This is a genomic window from Mucilaginibacter boryungensis (assembly GCF_015221995.1).
GTDB classification, from domain to species: Bacteria; Bacteroidota; Bacteroidia; order Sphingobacteriales; family Sphingobacteriaceae; genus Mucilaginibacter; species Mucilaginibacter boryungensis.
Genome location: NZ_JADFFM010000001.1, coordinates 602054 through 619995, shown reverse-complemented (window position 1 = coordinate 619995; position 17942 = coordinate 602054). Strand labels below are relative to the sequence as shown.

At 43.4% G+C, this 17942-nt stretch carries 11 protein-coding genes; 1 reads left to right on the top strand and 10 read right to left on the bottom strand.

Features of this window, described 5'->3' with window-relative positions; all coding sequences use genetic code 11:
- Nucleotides 1-11 precede the first annotated feature (11 nt).
- From IRJ18_RS02720 to IRJ18_RS02710, 3 genes are all read right to left on the bottom strand, one after another.
- Nucleotides 12-3284, bottom strand: a complete 3273-nt coding sequence (locus tag IRJ18_RS02720) for a SusC/RagA family TonB-linked outer membrane protein (protein ID WP_194104664.1) — start codon at nt 3282-3284, stop codon at nt 12-14.
- Between the two features lie 76 nt (nt 3285-3360).
- Nucleotides 3361-4053, bottom strand: coding sequence for a DUF3826 domain-containing protein (locus IRJ18_RS02715; protein ID WP_194104663.1), 693 nt, complete (start codon nt 4051-4053; stop codon nt 3361-3363).
- Between the two features lie 4 nt (nt 4054-4057).
- Nucleotides 4058-5674 carry a fucose isomerase gene (locus IRJ18_RS02710; RefSeq protein WP_194104662.1) on the bottom strand — a complete coding sequence of 539 codons (1617 nt, stop codon included), beginning with the start codon at nt 5672-5674 and terminating at the stop codon, nt 4058-4060.
- 446 nt (nt 5675-6120) lie between these two features.
- Between IRJ18_RS02710 and IRJ18_RS02705 the strand changes: the two genes are divergently transcribed.
- Nucleotides 6121-7011, top strand: a complete 891-nt coding sequence (locus IRJ18_RS02705; RefSeq protein WP_194104661.1) for an AraC family transcriptional regulator — start codon at nt 6121-6123, stop codon at nt 7009-7011.
- A gap of 58 nt (nt 7012-7069) precedes the next feature.
- On the opposite strand, the gene IRJ18_RS02700 is transcribed toward IRJ18_RS02705, so the two are convergent.
- The 7 genes from IRJ18_RS02700 to IRJ18_RS02670 all read right to left on the bottom strand — a co-directional run bounded on the left by IRJ18_RS02700 (nt 7070) and on the right by IRJ18_RS02670 (nt 17941).
- Entirely contained in the window at nt 7070-7609 is a 540-nt protein-coding gene (locus IRJ18_RS02700; protein WP_194104660.1) for a DUF4251 domain-containing protein, read from the bottom strand.
- Between the two features lie 27 nt (nt 7610-7636).
- Nucleotides 7637-8572 carry a dihydrodipicolinate synthase family protein gene (locus IRJ18_RS02695; RefSeq protein WP_194104659.1) on the bottom strand — a complete coding sequence of 312 codons (936 nt, stop codon included), beginning with the start codon at nt 8570-8572 and terminating at the stop codon, nt 7637-7639.
- A 37-nt stretch (nt 8573-8609) separates the two neighbouring features.
- On the bottom strand, nt 8610-10178 hold the full coding sequence (locus IRJ18_RS02690) for a sodium:solute symporter (protein WP_194104658.1): 1569 nt from the start codon (nt 10176-10178) through the stop codon (nt 8610-8612).
- Between the two features lie 284 nt (nt 10179-10462).
- A complete protein-coding gene (locus IRJ18_RS02685; RefSeq protein ID WP_194104657.1) occupies nt 10463-11494 on the bottom strand; it encodes a substrate-binding domain-containing protein in 1032 nt (343 codons plus the stop codon).
- A gap of 128 nt (nt 11495-11622) precedes the next feature.
- Nucleotides 11623-14007 (bottom strand): sugar-binding domain-containing protein, encoded by a 2385-nt coding sequence (locus IRJ18_RS02680; protein WP_194104656.1) that lies wholly within the window; start codon nt 14005-14007, stop codon nt 11623-11625.
- A 125-nt stretch (nt 14008-14132) separates the two neighbouring features.
- Entirely contained in the window at nt 14133-15284 is a 1152-nt protein-coding gene (locus IRJ18_RS02675) for a glycoside hydrolase family protein (protein ID WP_194104655.1), read from the bottom strand.
- An 8-nt stretch (nt 15285-15292) separates the two neighbouring features.
- Nucleotides 15293-17941 carry a glycoside hydrolase family 78 protein gene (locus IRJ18_RS02670; protein WP_194104654.1) on the bottom strand — a complete coding sequence of 883 codons (2649 nt, stop codon included), beginning with the start codon at nt 17939-17941 and terminating at the stop codon, nt 15293-15295.
- Between the last annotated feature and the right edge of the window lies 1 nt (nt 17942).

The following is a 17942-nucleotide window of genomic DNA, read 5'->3' as shown; positions in this document are numbered from 1 at the left end:
ATATTCATTTTTTAAAATCCAACATTTAAACCGAAAGATACTGACTTTAAAGAGGGATATGAGTATAAAGGTGACGATAGATCCCTGTATTGTTCAGGATACGGGTTGATAAATTGGAATGGATTAGTCGCTACACAATATAAACGCGCGCTTGCAATACCAATTTTACTCAGTAATTTTTGAGGGATGCTATAGCTTAAATTAGCGCTGGTTACGTTGAATGATGTAGCCGGTCTTAACCAAAAATCGGTGGTAACCTGGTAAGTACTGCCAAAGTATGGGTTAGGGTAGGCGGCATTGGTATTTGTCAAAGTCCAGTGATCAGCCCAGTAAACCGGCCTGTTATCAGCTATTGATGCGCCTGAACTTGATTGCTGGAATGGTTTTAGGCCATCGATAGATGTCCACCCGCCCCATGACATGCCCATAATTACGTTCAGGTTAACAGGACCATAACCTACGCTCCAGTTTAAACCAAGGCTATTGTGGTTGCCTGATCTTTTAGTGATGTATTGTTGGTCTTTAGCATCAATAATACCATCCCCATTATAATCCTCAAAGTTAAGGACGCCTGGTTGCATCAAGGTTCCAAAAACTGTTACTTTATTCGCACCGCCCGCTGCAGTTGCCCTTGCCGCGATAATGGCGTTAGCTTCCTCTTGTGTACGTACAATACCGGCCGATTTATAACCATACACACCTGGATCTGATGATTTACCCGTTAGGTCTTCAGGTCCGCCAATTTTGGCAGCTGCAACGTCTATTTTAATATTTTTATTATCATTCCAAGTAAAGAATGGGGTAAAGCTGTAGTTGAAGTTCTTACCGATATGGTCTCTCCAGCCAACTGATATTTCGTAACCAAACATATTTACAATGCTATAGTTTTCTGTTGGTACGTTTTGGAAACCAACGGTTGCCGGCACCGATGAACTTAGCGTAGTTAACAAATCGTACCCATGGCTCCAATAGTAATCGGCAGTTAACGATAAACGATTTTTCAGGAATTGCGCATCTAAACCATAATCAGTTTTCAGGATGTGGTCCCAGGTAACAAAAGGGTTGGCAATTGCAATGTTGGTTTTAATACCTGTAGCCCTTGATGCTTCATCAAATACGGCGCCGCCGTTGTTACCTGTACCCAGGTTATAATTGGCTATGTATTGATAGAGTTTGGTATTATCAGTACCGGTTAAACCTACCGAAGCACGGAACTTTAACAGATCAAGCCAGTTGAATTTATCTTTGATAAACGGCTCTTCTGATGCTACCCAACCTACTGAAGCAGCAGGAAAACCACCCCAGTTTTTTCCCGGAGGGAATTTTGAACTACCATCAGCACGATATACTAATTGCAACAGGTATTTGTTATCATAAGCATAGTTTAAGCGTGAGATCACCGACATTTGGCCAAACTGACTCGCAGTTTCAGATGAAGATTGAGAACCAACAGGACCTGCAGTGAATGCCTGGTAATCCAACCCACCGCTAATTACACCGTCAGATTCTGCAGCAACACCATCTGTAAATTGCTCACGTTGCTCATAAAGTACCAAAGCAGAGATAGTGTGCTTACCGAAGCTACGGTTGTAGTTTAAGCCCGCGTCTAACTGATAGTTGCTATAAGTAGATGGATTCAAACGTACACGGTCGCCATTTTTTATTGGAAATATTTTTAATAAAGTACCGCCCGGAATATGTTTGTTAGTTCCCTGACCAGAATATTGGTAATAATTAAATGTAGTACCGAATTGTTTACCGTTGCTGTTACTGATATTTTTGTTCATGCTAACGGTAGCATTCAAGCCTTTAATGCCCGGTAACTCATAAGTTAACTTACCTTGCAGGTTCATTACATAATTCTGCGAACTGGTATAGTTGTTAGAGTTTTGTATCTGGAAAAAGTTGATGTTATCATAGCCGCCGTTTGTAGCCGAACCTAATAATACCGGATTACCATCAATAAAGTATTCGTTCCATGGCATCATGTTTTCCAAACTACCGGCATCGTTGTCTAAACTTTCGCTGGTGCTGGTTAATTTATAGAAATAGCTTTTAGAATAAAAGATATCATCACTGATAGAGAAGTTGGCTGTTAAACCTTTTACAGGTTTGGTTTCCACATTAGCCCTTACGCCATATTTGTAAGAGTTGATCCCTTTAAAGTTAGAGTTTTGATTAACGTAGTCACCCCCCACAAAATAAGTGGTTTTATCGTTACCGCCTGACAAGCTGATAGCGCCCCGTCCAACTTGTGAGGTTTGGAAAGCTTCTCTTATCCAATCGTGACTGTGTGTTGCGAAATAATCAAATTCATCGGGCGTGTACCACGATGCTAAACGGGGATCGGCAGTTTTAACACCGTTTAAATATTTGAAACCATCAGCATCATAATAATTATTTGTAGGCACACCCTGGCCTAATGCGGTCCATGTTGCAGCAGTTTGCTGATAAAGGTTTGCGTTATTATAATCATTGTTAAAAGTTGCCAATTGAGTCGAGTTCATCATTTTAGGCAATTGAGTAGCATTATTCAACCCGTAAGAGGCGCTTAGACTCAACCTTGGCGGGCCGTTACGGCCTTTTTTGGTACGGATGAGTACAACGCCGTTAGCGCCTTGAACACCATAAATAGCAGCTTCAGCATCCTTTAACACAGTGATACTTTCAACTTCGTTTATATCCAATAAGTCGAAGTCGGACTGGGTACGGATGATATCGTCAATAACGAACAATGGATTGGTGCCCTGGCCTCCGTCTTTAGCAAACGCAACAGGGTTACGTATGGTTATTGTAGTAGGTTGGCCCGGACGGTTAACACCACCCGAAACACTTAAGCCCGGTACTGTTCCCCTTAACGCTGCAGTAATGCTTAGCGCAGGGATATCTTCTACCTTTTTAAGATCTACGGTAGATACCGAACCTGTAAGGGTTTGTTTTTTAGCTTCGCCATAACCGGTAACGATAACTTCGGTAAGGTCGCTTGCTATTTGTACTAACTTAAAATCGGCGTTTGCCTCACCAATTTTTAAAGTTTTTTCCTGGTAGGCGTATCCCAGGTATTTAGCCCCGATAGTTACATTTTGCATGTTAGTGACCTTGATAGAATATTTACCATCAACATCGGTTTGTGTGCCGGTAGTGGTCCCTTTCACCGAAATGGTAACGCCGGGAAGCGTCTCACCTTTATCTCCTGTCACCACACCAGTTATAGTGCGGGTCTGGGCTTTTAGCGCACTGCTTAACATCAGCAGCGCCGAAAGAAAGAGGAAAATTCTTCTCATAAGTTATTAGATTTTAGTTTCATATTGGGTTAATTTTTATTGGTTTACTTTTTTAATGGGCCGAAGCTTATTTGTATTATTGTCCCTTAACGGCAGCCTTTTCTTTTAAACGTTTCTGCCATTCCTCTCCTGCCTTTTTCATATCGTAACCCTGGGCTGATAAGAAATTATTTATACGGCCTTTATACTTGCCAAATATGGCGGTCTTAGCGTCAGATGAACCTGCATCTATTGCTTTTTCACGGGCTTCGATGAGCCAGGTTTTAATTTGCGTTTTTTGAGCCTCTGTTAATTGCGGCAGTTCATCCACGTAGGCGTTATAGGTAACAGCAACTTTTTTATACGTCAGCTCGTCTTTTACTTTTTCAACCTGTTCGGCATTTAACTCTTTACCCAGAGTGGCCAAAAATTCTTTATGATGTTTTGCTATTTTAACATCAGCAACACTATCTAAGGCCTCTATTTTCGCGTTCACTGTCGCTTTGTCTGTAGCAGGGTCGGCTTTAAGTGTTTTTACAGCAGCATTGCGGTCATCATATATAGCCCCGGTAACACGGTAATGGTCAACCAAAATATCGCGCACCTTAATAAACTTTTTTGAAGTTGAATCGGTGATACCAATATTGGTCACCACTTTAGCCGAACGCGCGGTGATCACCTTTGTATAATTATCTTTCTGTTCCTGTGTTTGTGCTTGCGCGCTAACCAGCATCGTCCCTGCCAACAGGAACACCAACATCACTATTATTCTTTTCTTTATCATCTTCATCTTATCAATTCAAATTAACATCGCCGCAAAAATGTACGGCTATACCTAAACCTGCCAGTGCCGCAGCTTTTACACGACAGGCTTTGTGCGCGGTTGCTTCATCGGGTGTATATACCACGTGGATGTGGTTGGCTTTGTGGCGCCCCATCATCTGATTGCGGCTTACGCCTTTTAATACGGCATTCATAATTGGCCAAACCGGCGTAGTAGCTTCCCAGCGGCGTTTTGTCTCGGTCTCGGGTAACAATACACTTTCACCAACACCAATATCGCAGTGCAGTTTGCCATCCATTACATAAATACGGCTCCAAACAATTGAACCGGGTTTGCTTATGCCCTTTAAACTGCCGCCACCTAAACGGAAATACATAGCCGGCTGCCTTTCGCTGCTGGCGCCTTTGTAGCCATCCACGAAGTGCGCTGGCGGCACCGCTCCTGATATCAGGAATACCCACACAAAATCATCAATACCATCTCCTTTAAAATGTTCGCCCCAGCGCAAATCGTGCAGGGTATTTTCACCAGGCAGGCCCAGTTGTTTCCATAAGTTATAGGTAATAAGGGCATCAATCCCGGCACATTCATCCACTTCGTTAAAATGAGGTAAGGCTTCGCCGGCATAGAGCTCGCGTCCATCGGTACTATATACCGGCGGGCGGTCCTGATTATTTAACAGGCCTTCTACCAGGTCGCTGGCCACGGTAAGGTCTTTTAACCCCTGTTGATATTGTATGCCAATAGTAGCGCAGCCAAATTCATCGGCTATGCGCACGGCGGCTATGTACATTTTACATTGCTCAAGGCTTTGGGCTTCGGTTAATTCGGTTTCCCCATCGGTACCCCAATTAAACTGCATGCCTTTTTGCAGCAGCCAATCTAAAACCTTGCGGGCTTCAACATCGGTTACCAAACGCATAGCCGCATACAACGAGGATTGGCTTAATCTTTCTTTAAATAAACCAGTTGGGTGCAGCAATTCATCGGGTACAATGGCATTGTACATGCCCATGCAACCTTCATCAAATACGCCCATAATGGCCTTATCGCGTTGAAACTTAGCCGCAAAATCGCGCCCTATGGCTGCATCGGCTTCGGGTATATTTACATGGTCAAAATTGCGGATATGACTTTCGTCATGCGTTAAAATGCCGGTTTCAAGCCATTGCTTAATGCCGTTTAGAAAATATTCATCATCAAAATTCTCGCTCCACAGTGTACTGAATTTCACACCTGCTTTAGCTAACGATCCATTAATGTTTAGCATCCCAACCAACCCCGGCGCGGTGCCACTCCAGTTAGCCAGTGTTAATATGGGGCCTTGGTGTGTGGTTAACCCCGCTAAAACATGATGGGTGTATTGCCAAAGGCTTTCGATTACTATTAAGGGTTTTGCCGGATCGATGGTGCGGAAAACTTCCATACCCATTTTTTGTGAATCGATCAATCCGTGTTTTTTTGCCGGATCGTACTGGTGCGCACGCGTTGCCTTCCACCCAAGCCTTTCAATGGCAGCTATAAGCAAGCCTTCTACCTTTTGCTGTTCGGGCCAGCAAATTTGGTTAGCAGCCAGGCGAAGATCGCCGCTTGCAACTAATAAAACTTCTTTCGGGTTACCAGACATTATTGAATTACATCATTGATCTTTAAGTACAAGAGAAAGGTTATTTGATCGCCTAAACTAATCTGATTTTTGATATGTCTTAGTGTCAGCTATACAATAACTGTATTTATAACAATTATTAAAAACACCAAGGTTCATCAAGACCTAACTCTAAACAAAAAGTACAATTTATTATTACGGTTTATAATTTAGCTTTAGCCACACAGGTATAAAATGGGCCGCTTTAACAAATATCAATCATTACCTATTGCTATTACTACCTGTATTTATCAATTTATTGTACGATTTTATCATGGCCATTTTTTACTTATTCATTCTTATTTATTTTTATTTGTTTTTTATCGATTTCTCCCTTTCTTCTTAAAAATTTCCTAATTTTAGAAATCATAACCTAATCAGCATCATCAACAAATTCTGTTTTTGATTATTGACAAGTGATTTTTAGTATGAAACCGCATTTTCTTAAAGTTGCCGTAAAACCGCAAAACTCTTTTAGTATAAGGCACGATATTTTGCCAACTTTCAGGGGGATTTGGCATTATCACCCCGAACTGGAATTACATTACGTAATTAAGGGTGAGGGTGTACGTTTTATTGGTGATAATATCAGCAATTTTTCATCGGGCGAGGTTTTGCTGCTGGGCGAGAACCTGCCGCATTGCTGGCGCTGTAAGGAAGAATATTTTCAGCAGGATTCGGGCTTGAATGTAGAAGTTATTGTGATACATTTTTTGCCCGACTGCCTTGGCCGTTATTTGCTTAACCTGCCCGAAGCATATTTATTACCGAAGCTATTTGAAAAAGCCAAAAGCGGAATGATTATAGGGGGGGAAGCCCGCGAAAAGCTTACCGAACTAATGCGCCAGGCAGTAGATGCCACTAATCTTGACCGCATAATTGTATTGCTATCTATATTAAAAGTGCTGGCCGAGAATGAGGATTATGAGCATATTACCCTATCCCACAATGAGTTCCACCAATCTAACGAGTCGGATACGATACGTTTAAATAAGGTTTGTTCATACACTCTGGCTAACTACAAAAAAGAAATCGGCCTGCAGGAGATTGCCGCCATTGGCAACCTGAGTGTTACCAGCTTTTGCCGCTATTTTAAGCTGATGACCAAAAAAACCTACTCAGACTTTTTGACCGAGATACGTATTAGCCACGCCTGCCGCTTTTTGATTGAAGACAAATTACCTACTGAAGTATTATGCTTTGAGTGCGGTTTTAACAATGTATCAAACTTTTACCGTCACTTTAAAAAGGTGACCAATATGACTCCGTTAGAATATAAACGCAGGTACTTGCAAGGCAACCCGGTGGCGATTAACTAAAGTAAAAACCCTCTTTTGCTTCAGACAAAAGAGGGCCGAAAATATATTTTATTCTTTTCTATAATATCTTACCGTCATACTTTATTGTAGGGTGGTCAGTAATATTCATGGTTAACTTTCCACTCCCTGCAAGCGTAAACTCAAATATCATTTTTTCTATCTTGCATTCCTTATCTTTTGGTTTGATAGTTATTTGTACCGAACCATTTTTCTTTTGCTGTACCGAATAATCGTAAAGTTTGATGGTTATTTTACTCGGGTTTTCATTGACATCGATATTAGTAAAACTTTGCCCCGTATTAACCTGGTCTTGGATAAAGTTATCGCCAAAGTATGGTAAATAAGAAACTATTGAATCAGGTTTGATGGTAATCACATAATCGCCCTTAAGGACAATATGACCATTACCCATAGACGGTGTTGTGTTCACAAAACTGGCATTGGTAGAAGTTTCTACAATATTAGCCGCTATTGGCTTGAAACTGAACATTTTGCCATCGGCAATCTTTTTTAGATCAGCCGCAGTACCTTGCGCATGTGCCAAATTGCTGCCGGCCACAAAAAGGATGATAAGAAGTGTAAATTTCAATGGATTCATAGTTTGGGTTTATTAATGATATGTAATTTACATTAAATTCATTATTCCTATATGGTCTTTTAGCAAATTATAATCGCCATATAAATGCTCTATTTGCTTACGGGTTGTTGGAGTGAACACCCCTACGTTGCGCCGGGTAATGGTACTAATATTTAGCCCGCGCTTAGTAAGCCAGTATTTAGCTATAATAGGATAAACGTTGTGCATCACATCCATATTATCAATTAAAAACTGCTGCACCATGTTTACCTCGTGTGCTTTCGAATCTTCGGCATAGTTTTTACATAGCCACACAATTAGCTCCGGAAAGAAATTACCCTGAATACATGATAACCCAGCCGAACCTGCCTTCAGCGATTCTACCGCGTGTACCATGTAAGCATCATACAAACCAAAAGCGGCGTTGGCTTCTCCTGCCTCCAGCTTTTGTTTCACCAGGTTAATATCAAGGCAGGTATCTTTATGATAGATCACCCTCCCGGTTGCCACAAAATCTATCAGCTGCTGCGGCGATAATAACCTTTTATAAGGCACCGGGCACTCGTAAAATCCCAAAGGGATATTATCGGTTTGGTTAAAAAGATCGAAGATACGTTCATTAAATATATCGTCACTATCCGTTTCAGCGGCAATAAGGCTGTTTAATATAATCACCGCCTGGGTGCCGGTATCGTGCACGCGTTTTACAAAATCAGCTTGCTTACTAATAGGTCCGCCGAAGGTGCCTGTGGCCACAACTGGCACCGCGCCATCAACCACTTTTATAATATGCTTAATAGCTTGTAACTTTTCGTCATCTTCCAGTTCAAACATTTCGCTGCTTAAGCAGTTGGCAAACAGGCCCGAGGCGCCTGCCTTCAGGTATATCTCTGTTAGCTTGGTAAGTATATCATAATCAATATCGCCGTTGTTTTTAAATGGCGTCAGCATCACCGGGATAAACCCTTTTTCTTTCTTAGTCATTGGTCTTTGTCATTAGTCATTGGAATTTTCCAATGGATTATTTCGTGGCTGTTACAGCCTGTGTTTTTACTTTAGTTAACAGCACACCTACCAAAAATATGGTGAGGGTGCCTATTACGATGATCATATTAGTGTTCAAAGTGCTGCGCAGTGCAGCGTATTGTTCGGGTATTAGCTTAGGAAAAGTTAGCCACAGGATTACCAGCACGCCAATAATGGTGGCCGCCATGGCTTCGTGATTATTTGTCCGCCGGCTGATCATCCCCAGCAAGAACAATCCCAGCATACCTGCCGCAAAAATGCCCGATAGTTGCCACCATACATCTAAAATGCTTTTAACCCCTATCATCCCTATCCCGGCAATCATCCCTGCTATGCCAAATACAACCGTCATGATATGCAGTAAGCGCAGATTTTGCTTTTCGCTAATACCGGGCTTAAAGTATCTTTTATAAATATCTACCGTAAACACTGTGGCCGAGGAATTCATTCCTGAGCTGATGGTACTCATTGCTGCCGATAAAATGGCCGCAACAATCAACCCCACCAAACCGGCGGGGATACGGGTAACCATAAAATGGGGCATTATCTTGTCGCCATAATCAGCAGGCGTTAGTTTGGCCATAGCTTGGCTTACTTCAGATGCGCTTGCGGTAGCGGGCAAGCGCTCAGCAATTACCTGGTGTTTTATGATTTCAATCAGATCCGGATGCTGCGCGTAATAAGCATACAAACAGCTTCCTATTACAAAAAACAGGAACGACGCGGGCACATATAAATACACACATAACCATACTGACTTGGCAGCCTGCTTAGTTGATTTTGCGGTATGATAACGCTGGATGTAGTTTTGATCCATCCCGAAATTGTTCAGGTTGATAAAGAAACCGTACAGCAATATCACCCAAAAGGTGGGTTCGGTAAAGTTCAGTGCGAAACTGCCCAAACTAAATTTATGGTCGGCCTTGCCTATCTCGATGATCTTAGCATATCCACCGGGGACGTTTATCACCACTAAATAAATGATCAGCATTGCGCCCAGGGTTTTAATGATGCCCTGCACCACTTCTGTCCATATCACGGCTTTGATCCCGCCGGTTACTGTATATAGAATGATGGAGATACCCATTACGATCATGATCATTTTCATGGATACGCCTGTAAGCGCCTGCAAGCTCAACGCGATGCCGAAGAATATGGAACCCATGCGGGCCAATTGCGTCAACAAAAAGCAAACCACGGCATACGTGCGCGCCCAAGGGCCAAATCGTTTTTCTAAATGTGTATAGGCTGAAATTTCGCCGGTGTTACGGTAAAATGGTACAAAATATTTAACGGCTATCCAGGCAGCAAGGGGCATGCTGAGGCTAAATACAAACGCATTCCAGTTACCTCCAAAAGCTTTACCGGGCACGCCTAAAAACGTATTACTGCTTAAAAAAGTGGCGTAAATGGAAAATCCAATGGCCCAGCCCGGCACCAGTCCCGATGCTTTGGTGAACGCCTCACTGCTTTTATTTTTACGCGAGAACCAAAAGCCAACCAACACCATACCCACCAGGTATACCAATATAATGGCCAGATCGAGCACCGGTAAAACTTTCATTATGCTATAGTAGGAGTTTCGTTAAATTTATTTAAAGCTGGTTTATATGAACGATAACAAATGTAACCGCCCCGGTAGGTTGTTTTTTATAACATGTTTGCCTGCTATTATACTAATTTAGCATAGGGGATTCATTAGAGAACAATGCTTCCCCTCTTGAGGGGGGTCAGAGATATGTCTTTTCTTTGGTAAACTTCTGAAAGGACATACCCCTATGAAAGTTTTTGCTGCCTGCTGGTTCAGTGCATCCCCTCTCAAAAGGGGGAAACGCGGGCTTCCCGGTCTTACAGCGAATTCCTAACCTTTAACCGGCAATCCAATTCCACCTGCTCCATTTGGTTCTTCAATATCATTTTGGCAGCTTTCACTCCCATCTGCTCAAAATCGGTTGATATGGTGGTGATGCCTTTCAGGATATACTTTTTCAGGGGCGTTTCATTGTACGATATAATACCTACATCCTTGCCTACTTCCAGTCCTTGTCCGCGTATTTTTTCTATCAGTACAACTAAATCATCATCATCTAAACAGATAAACACCTGGCCCTTTTGAACTTCCAGGGAATCCACATCATTTTCAACACCGCGCTCAAACGCGTATTGCTGACAAAATAAATTAAAGCCTTTAATAATTTCGGGCGATAGGTAAACCTGCGGCGATGATAATATTTTAATAGTATCGTACTTGCTCAAATCTTCCAGTACGGTTTCCATGGCTTTATAAATATTGCGCCTAAAGTTTTCAAAAACAGCGCCGTATTCACCATCCACACCATTTATAGATTTATCCAGCAGTATCAACTTATCCTTTGGCAGGGCGTTTATTAATTCATGGGCGCGTTCGCCGCCTTCACTAAAATTGGGGAGTATCACGTAGTGCGAATAGCCATCGCGACGGCGATCAAGCAGTTTTTTAAACAGCTCAAAATCATCGTTATAAATGTAAAAGTCGATAGCTACGTTATCGCCCAGCACTTCGCTAAACATATCGTAAAACATTTTACGGCCTGCTGTCAGTTTGTCCAGCATCAGGAATACTTTACGGGGCTGCTCAATGGTTTTTGCAGTAACGTAGTGCCCTTTGCCCGGCACGGATGATAGTACACCCAAATCGCGCAGGTACTTGTACCCCCGGTCGGCAGTTTCTTTCGATATTTCCAAATGATAGGTCAGTTCATGCAATGATGGCAATATCCAGTTGTTTTTTATCTTACCGGAGATTACCGCGTCCTGTATAGAATTAGCCAATTGTATGTATTTGGGTGTCAATGACAAGCCGTCGACATTAATAAAATCGAAGATATTTTGTTGCTTCATCTGGTAACACTAATAAAGAGGTAGTTTATTACTGGTTTAATAAGATAAAGCTAAACCAACTATGTGGTAGATTTTTATATTGGTTTCTCCAGATATTGTACGATATTATCATAGCCCGATAGGCTATTTTAGTAGGAAATTAAAGCTAAACTGGCAGGTTTTAACCCATTCCCCGCTATGGTGACACTGATTTTACCACCCGCGTGTTTAGATTGTATAATTCCCAAAGCCAAACCATTGAACAGTTTTATTTGCTGCGCGGTAAATGGTTCAAGATTGGTTTGGCAGCCGTTATCTACACCTTTCAATACTCCGGCGCCCTGTATATTAAACTTTACTAAGTTATCGGCAACCGGCACGGGATTACCCTGTTTGTCTAAAACAGACACTGTTATATAAGAAAGGTCTTTTCCGCCCGCTTTTATTTTGCTCCTGTCGGCACTTAGTTTAATTTGATAAGGTTGTCCTGCGGTAACAATTTGGGTAGTAAGCACTGTTTTGCCATCCCTGCGCGATACGGCTTTCAGTGTGCCAGGCTGATACTTAACCCTCCACATCACATGCAGTTCATCACCTGTTTTCTTTTTTACGCCCAAGCTTTTATTGTTCAAATATAGCTCTACCTCGTCGGCATTGTTATAATACGCCCAAACATCCACTGTTTTCCCAAGCTGCCAGTTCCAATGCGGGAACAGGTGTAAAACGGGTTTATTGGTCCACTCGCTTTGGTACATATAGTACGCATCTTTCGGGAAGCCTGCCAAATCGACAATGCCATAGTACGAACTGCGCGCAGGCCACAGGTATGGCACAGGTTCACCCAAAAAGTCGAAGCCGCTCCATACAAACAAACCCGACAGGAAATCGTATTTTTTGATGATCTTCCAGGTTTCCTCGTGTGTGCTTCCCCAATAAGCAGAAACGTTATCATAAGATGAAACGGTCAAGTCGGGATTGCCATCCTTCAGCGATGTCTTACCATCCTTAGGCCAGCGGCGGATACTATCCGACGGCATATCATAATGCCCTCGTGTTGCCAGTGCCGACATTTGTTCGGTACCAATAAACTTTTGCCCGGGATAATTTTTCTGAAAATCGGCATAGGTTTCAATATGATAGTTTAACCCAACCAAATCAAGCGCGCCGCTTTGGTAAATAAAATTCTCTTTGGGGTCAGCATCACTTAGCGCGGATGTTACCGGACGGGTTTGATCTATACTTTTTACAATGCCAACTAGTTCCCGGCCAATACTGATGCCGGTGCTGTCAAACTGCTCACGTATCTCGTTCCCTATGCTCCATACAAAAACTGATGGGTGATTGCGGTCGCGCAGTACCTGGTCCTGCAAGTCCTGCACATGCCATTTATCCCAGTCTTTTGAGTAATCGAACTTGTTTTTCTTCTTCTTCCACATGTCAAAAGCCTCATCCATCACCAGGAAACCCATACGGTCACACAGGTCTAACAGCTCGGGCGCAGGCGGATTGTGCGATGTACGGATAGCATTGCAGCCCATATCTTTTAGTATCTGCAACTGCCGTTCAATAGCGCGGATATGCACGGCCGAACCTAAGGCCCCCTCATCGTGGTGCAGACAGACGCCTTTTATCTTCATGCGCTCGCCGTTCAAACTGAAGCCTTTATCGGTATCGAAATTATAAGTGCGGATACCCATAGTGAAAACCTGATCATCCAAAACCTGCTTACCGGATATTACCTGTAGCTTGATTTGATATAGGTAGGGACGATTAACAGACCATAACATAGGTTTGCTAATGCTGACATTTTGATTAACAGCAGTATCTTTTAAGGCAATTAGCTTACTGGCTACCACCTTTTTCTGCGCATCCAGTACAGTTATTTTAAGATCAGCACGCTGTGTAAGCGCATGATGAATGGTTGTTTTTATGTTGATTGTGGCCTGTGTCCTGTCAACCTTTGGTGTAGTGATAAAAGTGCCCCAATGCGAGAAATGGGTATCATTAGTCGTCACCAGCCACACATTACGGTATATCCCCGAGCCTGAATACCAACGCGAATTTGGTTGTTCTGAATTATCAACTTTAACAGCAATCACATTCTGCTGCCCAAACTTTAGGTAGTTAGTCAGTTCATGTTCAAATGAGATATAGCCGTTAGGCCGTTTGCCTAACCAATGCCCGTTTATCCAAACCTCGCTGTTACGATAAACGCCATCAAAATCAATAAAAACATGTTTATTTTTTGCTGATGCAGGAACAGTGAACGTTTTACGGTACCAGCCAATACCGGCTGGTAAACCCGCCTCGGCTTGGGTAGTGGGTGCTTTTTCGTCAAACTTACCTTCAATGCTCCAGTCGTGCGGCAAGTCGAGCGCCCGCCAGTTATGGTCATTAAAGGCTACATTTTTCGCCTGCGGTTCATCCCCTAAAAGAAATTTCCAACCGCCGTCAAAATCTTCGGTTTTGCGCGCTGTTTGGGCCTGGGCTAAAGTGCCCAGTAGTAATAAACATATCAGGTATAAATTCCGCATTCTTTAATTATAATATTCAACACGTCATGCCGAACTTGTTTCGGCATCCCACTTGCAAAGTAAACACCGCCACTATCTGCGTGATGAGATGCCGAAACAAGTTCGACATGACGCATGGCTTGTTGTTACTTCTTTTTCTTTTCCGGCGGGGCTACAAAGTTCACCGTGCTTTTGCCCATATCTTTTGATGTGGCTACCGCTATCCCCCGCTGGTCGGCTTTATTTACAGCGCAGTAGAAATGATAAACCACGCCTTTCCACTTCACCACAAACGATTTATGCGCGAACAGGTCATCATAAGGCTCGCTTGATTGAATCAGGTTATCGCCGTTCCATTCTGTCCAGTGTATCAAATCGTACGAACAGGCAAACCGGTTGAAAGCACCGTTAGTGTTTTTCCAAAACGCACCGAAGTAGAACATCACCCATACATTGCCAATTTTTTGAAGGTACGGGTCGCCGGTAATACCAACATTATGGTTTAACACCGGGTCTTTACCGTAGCGCGTCCAGGTCACCATGTCATCGCTGGTAGCCATGCCAATGCGTTCGGCGCCGCGCTTTTTGTTCAGACTGTCGCCATTAGCATTATAATACATCACAAACGGGTGACCGGTATGCCTCTCCTTATCCCAAATAACGGTTTCTTTGTACAGCGTGTGGTTATCCCACCAGCTCACATTAGCATCGGTAGCCATTAGCACCGGGTGGTCAAGCCTGTCCCAATCGTGCACGGTTGATGGGTCTTTAGCGGTAGAGGCAATCCCAATAGATAGCAGGCCTTTTTCATAGCCTTTATCCTTGCCGCCAAAGTAGCTCATCCAATATTTACCCTGATATTGTTGCAAAGCATAACTACCGCCCCAGGCCGGGTCTTGTAAAGCTATGTACCCCGCTTTTTGATTAGCATCCCAGGCACCGCTGGTGCTATCACTAAAAGACAAGATGCGACCTTTTGTGTACCAGTGCAGCAAATCCTTACTTTGCGCCAGCCAGGTTTCGTAACCACGACCGTTAAAAATTAAATAGGTCATAAACCAATCGTTCCCCCTGCGGAACACGCTGGGGCAATCGGCTTTTTTAGAGTTATCATCCGTAGCGATCACTAAGCCATATTTGTAGGGCGTTTTAATTTCTTTGTAGATGCCCTGCATTACTTTGTCACTAACTGTAGTTGGCAATGCAGTTGTGGCTTTTACTTTTTTGCTTTGCGCGGATGCGTTAATAGTTGCGCTTATCGCGATAAGCATTATTAAATATTTGATCGTTCGTTTCATTTCTTCAATTATTGGGCGACAAATGTGTAGTTACCTGAACCTATATTTACTTTTTTATTGGGCAGATATACAACCGCCGTTGTATTGGCAGGTATACTTACTTTCAACTCAAATTTACCAGCCTGTTTTTTCCAACTGCTCGAAATTAAACCATAAGGCGATTGATAACTTGCAGATACTGACGTAATATCGCCAACCACCTGCGGCCTGATCTCAATTTTATTGAAAGCGACACTGCCTTCAGCTTCGCGGATACCAGTCAGTCCACTATAGAACCATTCCATCAGGTGGCCCAGCATCAGGTGGTTGTTGGATACTGCCGGCAGGGCAGGCCATGATTCTGTCAAAGATGTAGCGCCGTGCTTCAATTGGTAACCATAACCCGGCACGTCGTCGCGATTGTTCATCGCATATATCACATCTGAGCGACCGGCATCATCCAGCACTCTTAGCAGATAACGGTAGCCGATATCGCCGGCGGTAAGTGCATTTCCGTGCTCCTTCAGGTCTTTTACAATATTGTTTATAACGGCTTCCTTGTCCTTTTCCTCAACCAAACCCATGTAAACTGACATGGCATTTGCCGCCTGACTGCCGGTAGCGTACTCTTTAGTATCAGCATTGAAAAACTCTTTATTGTAAGACGCACGCACTTCCGCAGCTAACTTTTGATAGTCTTTCGCGTCATCATCTTTACCTAATAACCGGGCCGTTTTTGCCGCGATGCCCAGATCGTAATAATAAATAGACGTAGCGGTAACACCTTTAGGCGTATGCTGCGACAAGCCGGGTGGTTTTGGCCCTAAGTCGTACCAATCGCCCAATCCCTGACTAAGAATATGATTGTTAGATTTTTTGTCAAGATAAGCCAGGTAGCGCTTCATCATATCGTAACTGTCGGCCAGCACCTGCTTATCGCCATACCATTGGTAAACATACCATGGCAAAATAATGCCGTTGCTCCCCCACTCCGGCGAATCGCGGAAAGGTTCGGTAAAATGGGTAAACTCCGGCGCAATCTCAGGGATCAAACCCTCGGGGGTTTGGGCATAGCGCATGTCATTAATACATTTCAGCGCCAGTTGATGAATATTATAATTATACCGAACTGAACTACCCATCAGATGCGCTTCTTCCAGCCAACCCAATTTTTCGCGGTGCGGGCAATCAGTAAGCACACTGGCCATATTGCTGCGGATGGCCCAGTCTATCAGCTTAAATGTTTTATTAAACAATTCGTTAGAACAGGTGAAATTACCAGTCGATACAGCTGAATTGCGCGTATGCAAGCCTTTAACATTGATAATCTTAGCATTGCTTTCTACCTGTACATATCTGAAGCCGTAATAAGTAAAACGCGGCTGCCAGGTTTCCACATCTCCACCTTTCAGGATATAATTATAATAATGTGGTCCGCCTGATCCTTTTTGATTAGCGCTGCCATCAGCATTAATTAATTCAGCCGGGATGATCTTTACTGTATCGCCTTTTTTGCCCTGCACTGTAATTTGCGGGATGCCGGAGAAATTCTGGCCCATATCATAAACCACCGCGCCGGTGCTCAGCTGTTTTTGGCTTTGCGGCGTGAACACCTGCATCACTTTCAGCGGGTCGGCTGCCTGGGCGTTTAGTTCAGGGTTACCATCAATGGTAATTACCCTTTGCCATTTAGCATCGTTAAAATTGTTGGTATCCCAGCCTTTTTGTTCAAGGTTAGCGTTGTAATCCTCGCCCGCGTAAATGCTGGTGAAAGTGATGGGCCCGGGCGCGGTTTTCCAGGTTTGGTCGCTTATTAAATTTTCAACGGTGCCATCCGCACGCTCCATCACCAAACGGCAAATCATTTCAGGGTGACCGAATGCACCGGTGAGTTTGCGGTATCGTTTATCCCGGGGGATATAGTAAAAGCCGTTGCCCAGCATTATACCGACGGTGTTTTGTCCGACTTTTAAATCTTTGGTAATATCAAACGGCACATACAGCGCTTGTTTGTCATATTGTGTCCATCCCGGGTCAAGGAAATGGTCACCTACTTTTTTGCCGTTCAGACTTAGTTCAAAATGCCCCAGTCCGCAGATGTAAAGCGTAGCCTTTTTTACCGGCGCTTTCACCGAGAAGGTTTTACGCATCAGCGGCAGCACATCATTTTCATAGCCCAACTTTTTTGGTCCGCGCAGGTGGATAAAAGGCACTATGATAGATGTATCCGGTATTTTATCATAAGCTATCCATTGCGCACCATGCCAATCGGCTTTGGTAAGCAGTCCCATTTGCCAGGTATAAATGCTGCTCCAGGCTGAAACATTGTCTTTGTTATCCCAAACCATTACTTTCCAATAATATGTTTTAGCGGCCTGCAAAGCTTTACCTTGATAAGCTATTTGGATAGATGCGCCTGAATTTATCTTTTTGCTGTCCCAAACATTGCCATTATTCGCTGCCAGCTTAGCGGCGTCATCGGCCACCAGTACACGATAAGCGGTTTGCAAAACACCCTGTTTAGGGCTTTGTAATTGCCAGCTTAATCGAGGCGCTAAAGCCTCAACACCTTGGGGGTTATGTCTGTATTCGCATTGCAAAGCGGTAACCTTGAGTGATTGCGCCAGCGTTTGCAGGGGCAGCAATAACAGCAGCAAATAATATCTTTTTATAGTCATT

What these genes read in the sequence shown, in the direction of transcription:
- IRJ18_RS02705 (WP_194104661.1), top strand. Translation starts at nt 6,121, where the DNA reads ATGAAACCGCATTTTCTTAAAGTTGCCGTAAAACCGCAAAACTCTTTT.
- IRJ18_RS02715 (WP_194104663.1), bottom strand. Translation starts at nt 4,053, where the DNA reads ATGAAGATGATAAAGAAAAGAATAATAGTGATGTTGGTGTTCCTGTTG.
- IRJ18_RS02700 (WP_194104660.1), bottom strand. Translation starts at nt 7,609, where the DNA reads ATGAATCCATTGAAATTTACACTTCTTATCATCCTTTTTGTGGCCGGC.
- IRJ18_RS02685 (WP_194104657.1), bottom strand. Translation starts at nt 11,494, where the DNA reads ATGAAGCAACAAAATATCTTCGATTTTATTAATGTCGACGGCTTGTCA.
- IRJ18_RS02695 (WP_194104659.1), bottom strand. Translation starts at nt 8,572, where the DNA reads ATGACTAAGAAAGAAAAAGGGTTTATCCCGGTGATGCTGACGCCATTT.
- IRJ18_RS02675 (WP_194104655.1), bottom strand. Translation starts at nt 15,284, where the DNA reads ATGAAACGAACGATCAAATATTTAATAATGCTTATCGCGATAAGCGCA.
- IRJ18_RS02690 (WP_194104658.1), bottom strand. Translation starts at nt 10,178, where the DNA reads ATGAAAGTTTTACCGGTGCTCGATCTGGCCATTATATTGGTATACCTG.
- IRJ18_RS02720 (WP_194104664.1), bottom strand. Translation starts at nt 3,284, where the DNA reads ATGAGAAGAATTTTCCTCTTTCTTTCGGCGCTGCTGATGTTAAGCAGT.
- IRJ18_RS02680 (WP_194104656.1), bottom strand. Translation starts at nt 14,007, where the DNA reads ATGCGGAATTTATACCTGATATGTTTATTACTACTGGGCACTTTAGCC.
- IRJ18_RS02670 (WP_194104654.1), bottom strand. Translation starts at nt 17,941, where the DNA reads ATGACTATAAAAAGATATTATTTGCTGCTGTTATTGCTGCCCCTGCAA.
- IRJ18_RS02710 (WP_194104662.1), bottom strand. Translation starts at nt 5,674, where the DNA reads ATGTCTGGTAACCCGAAAGAAGTTTTATTAGTTGCAAGCGGCGATCTT.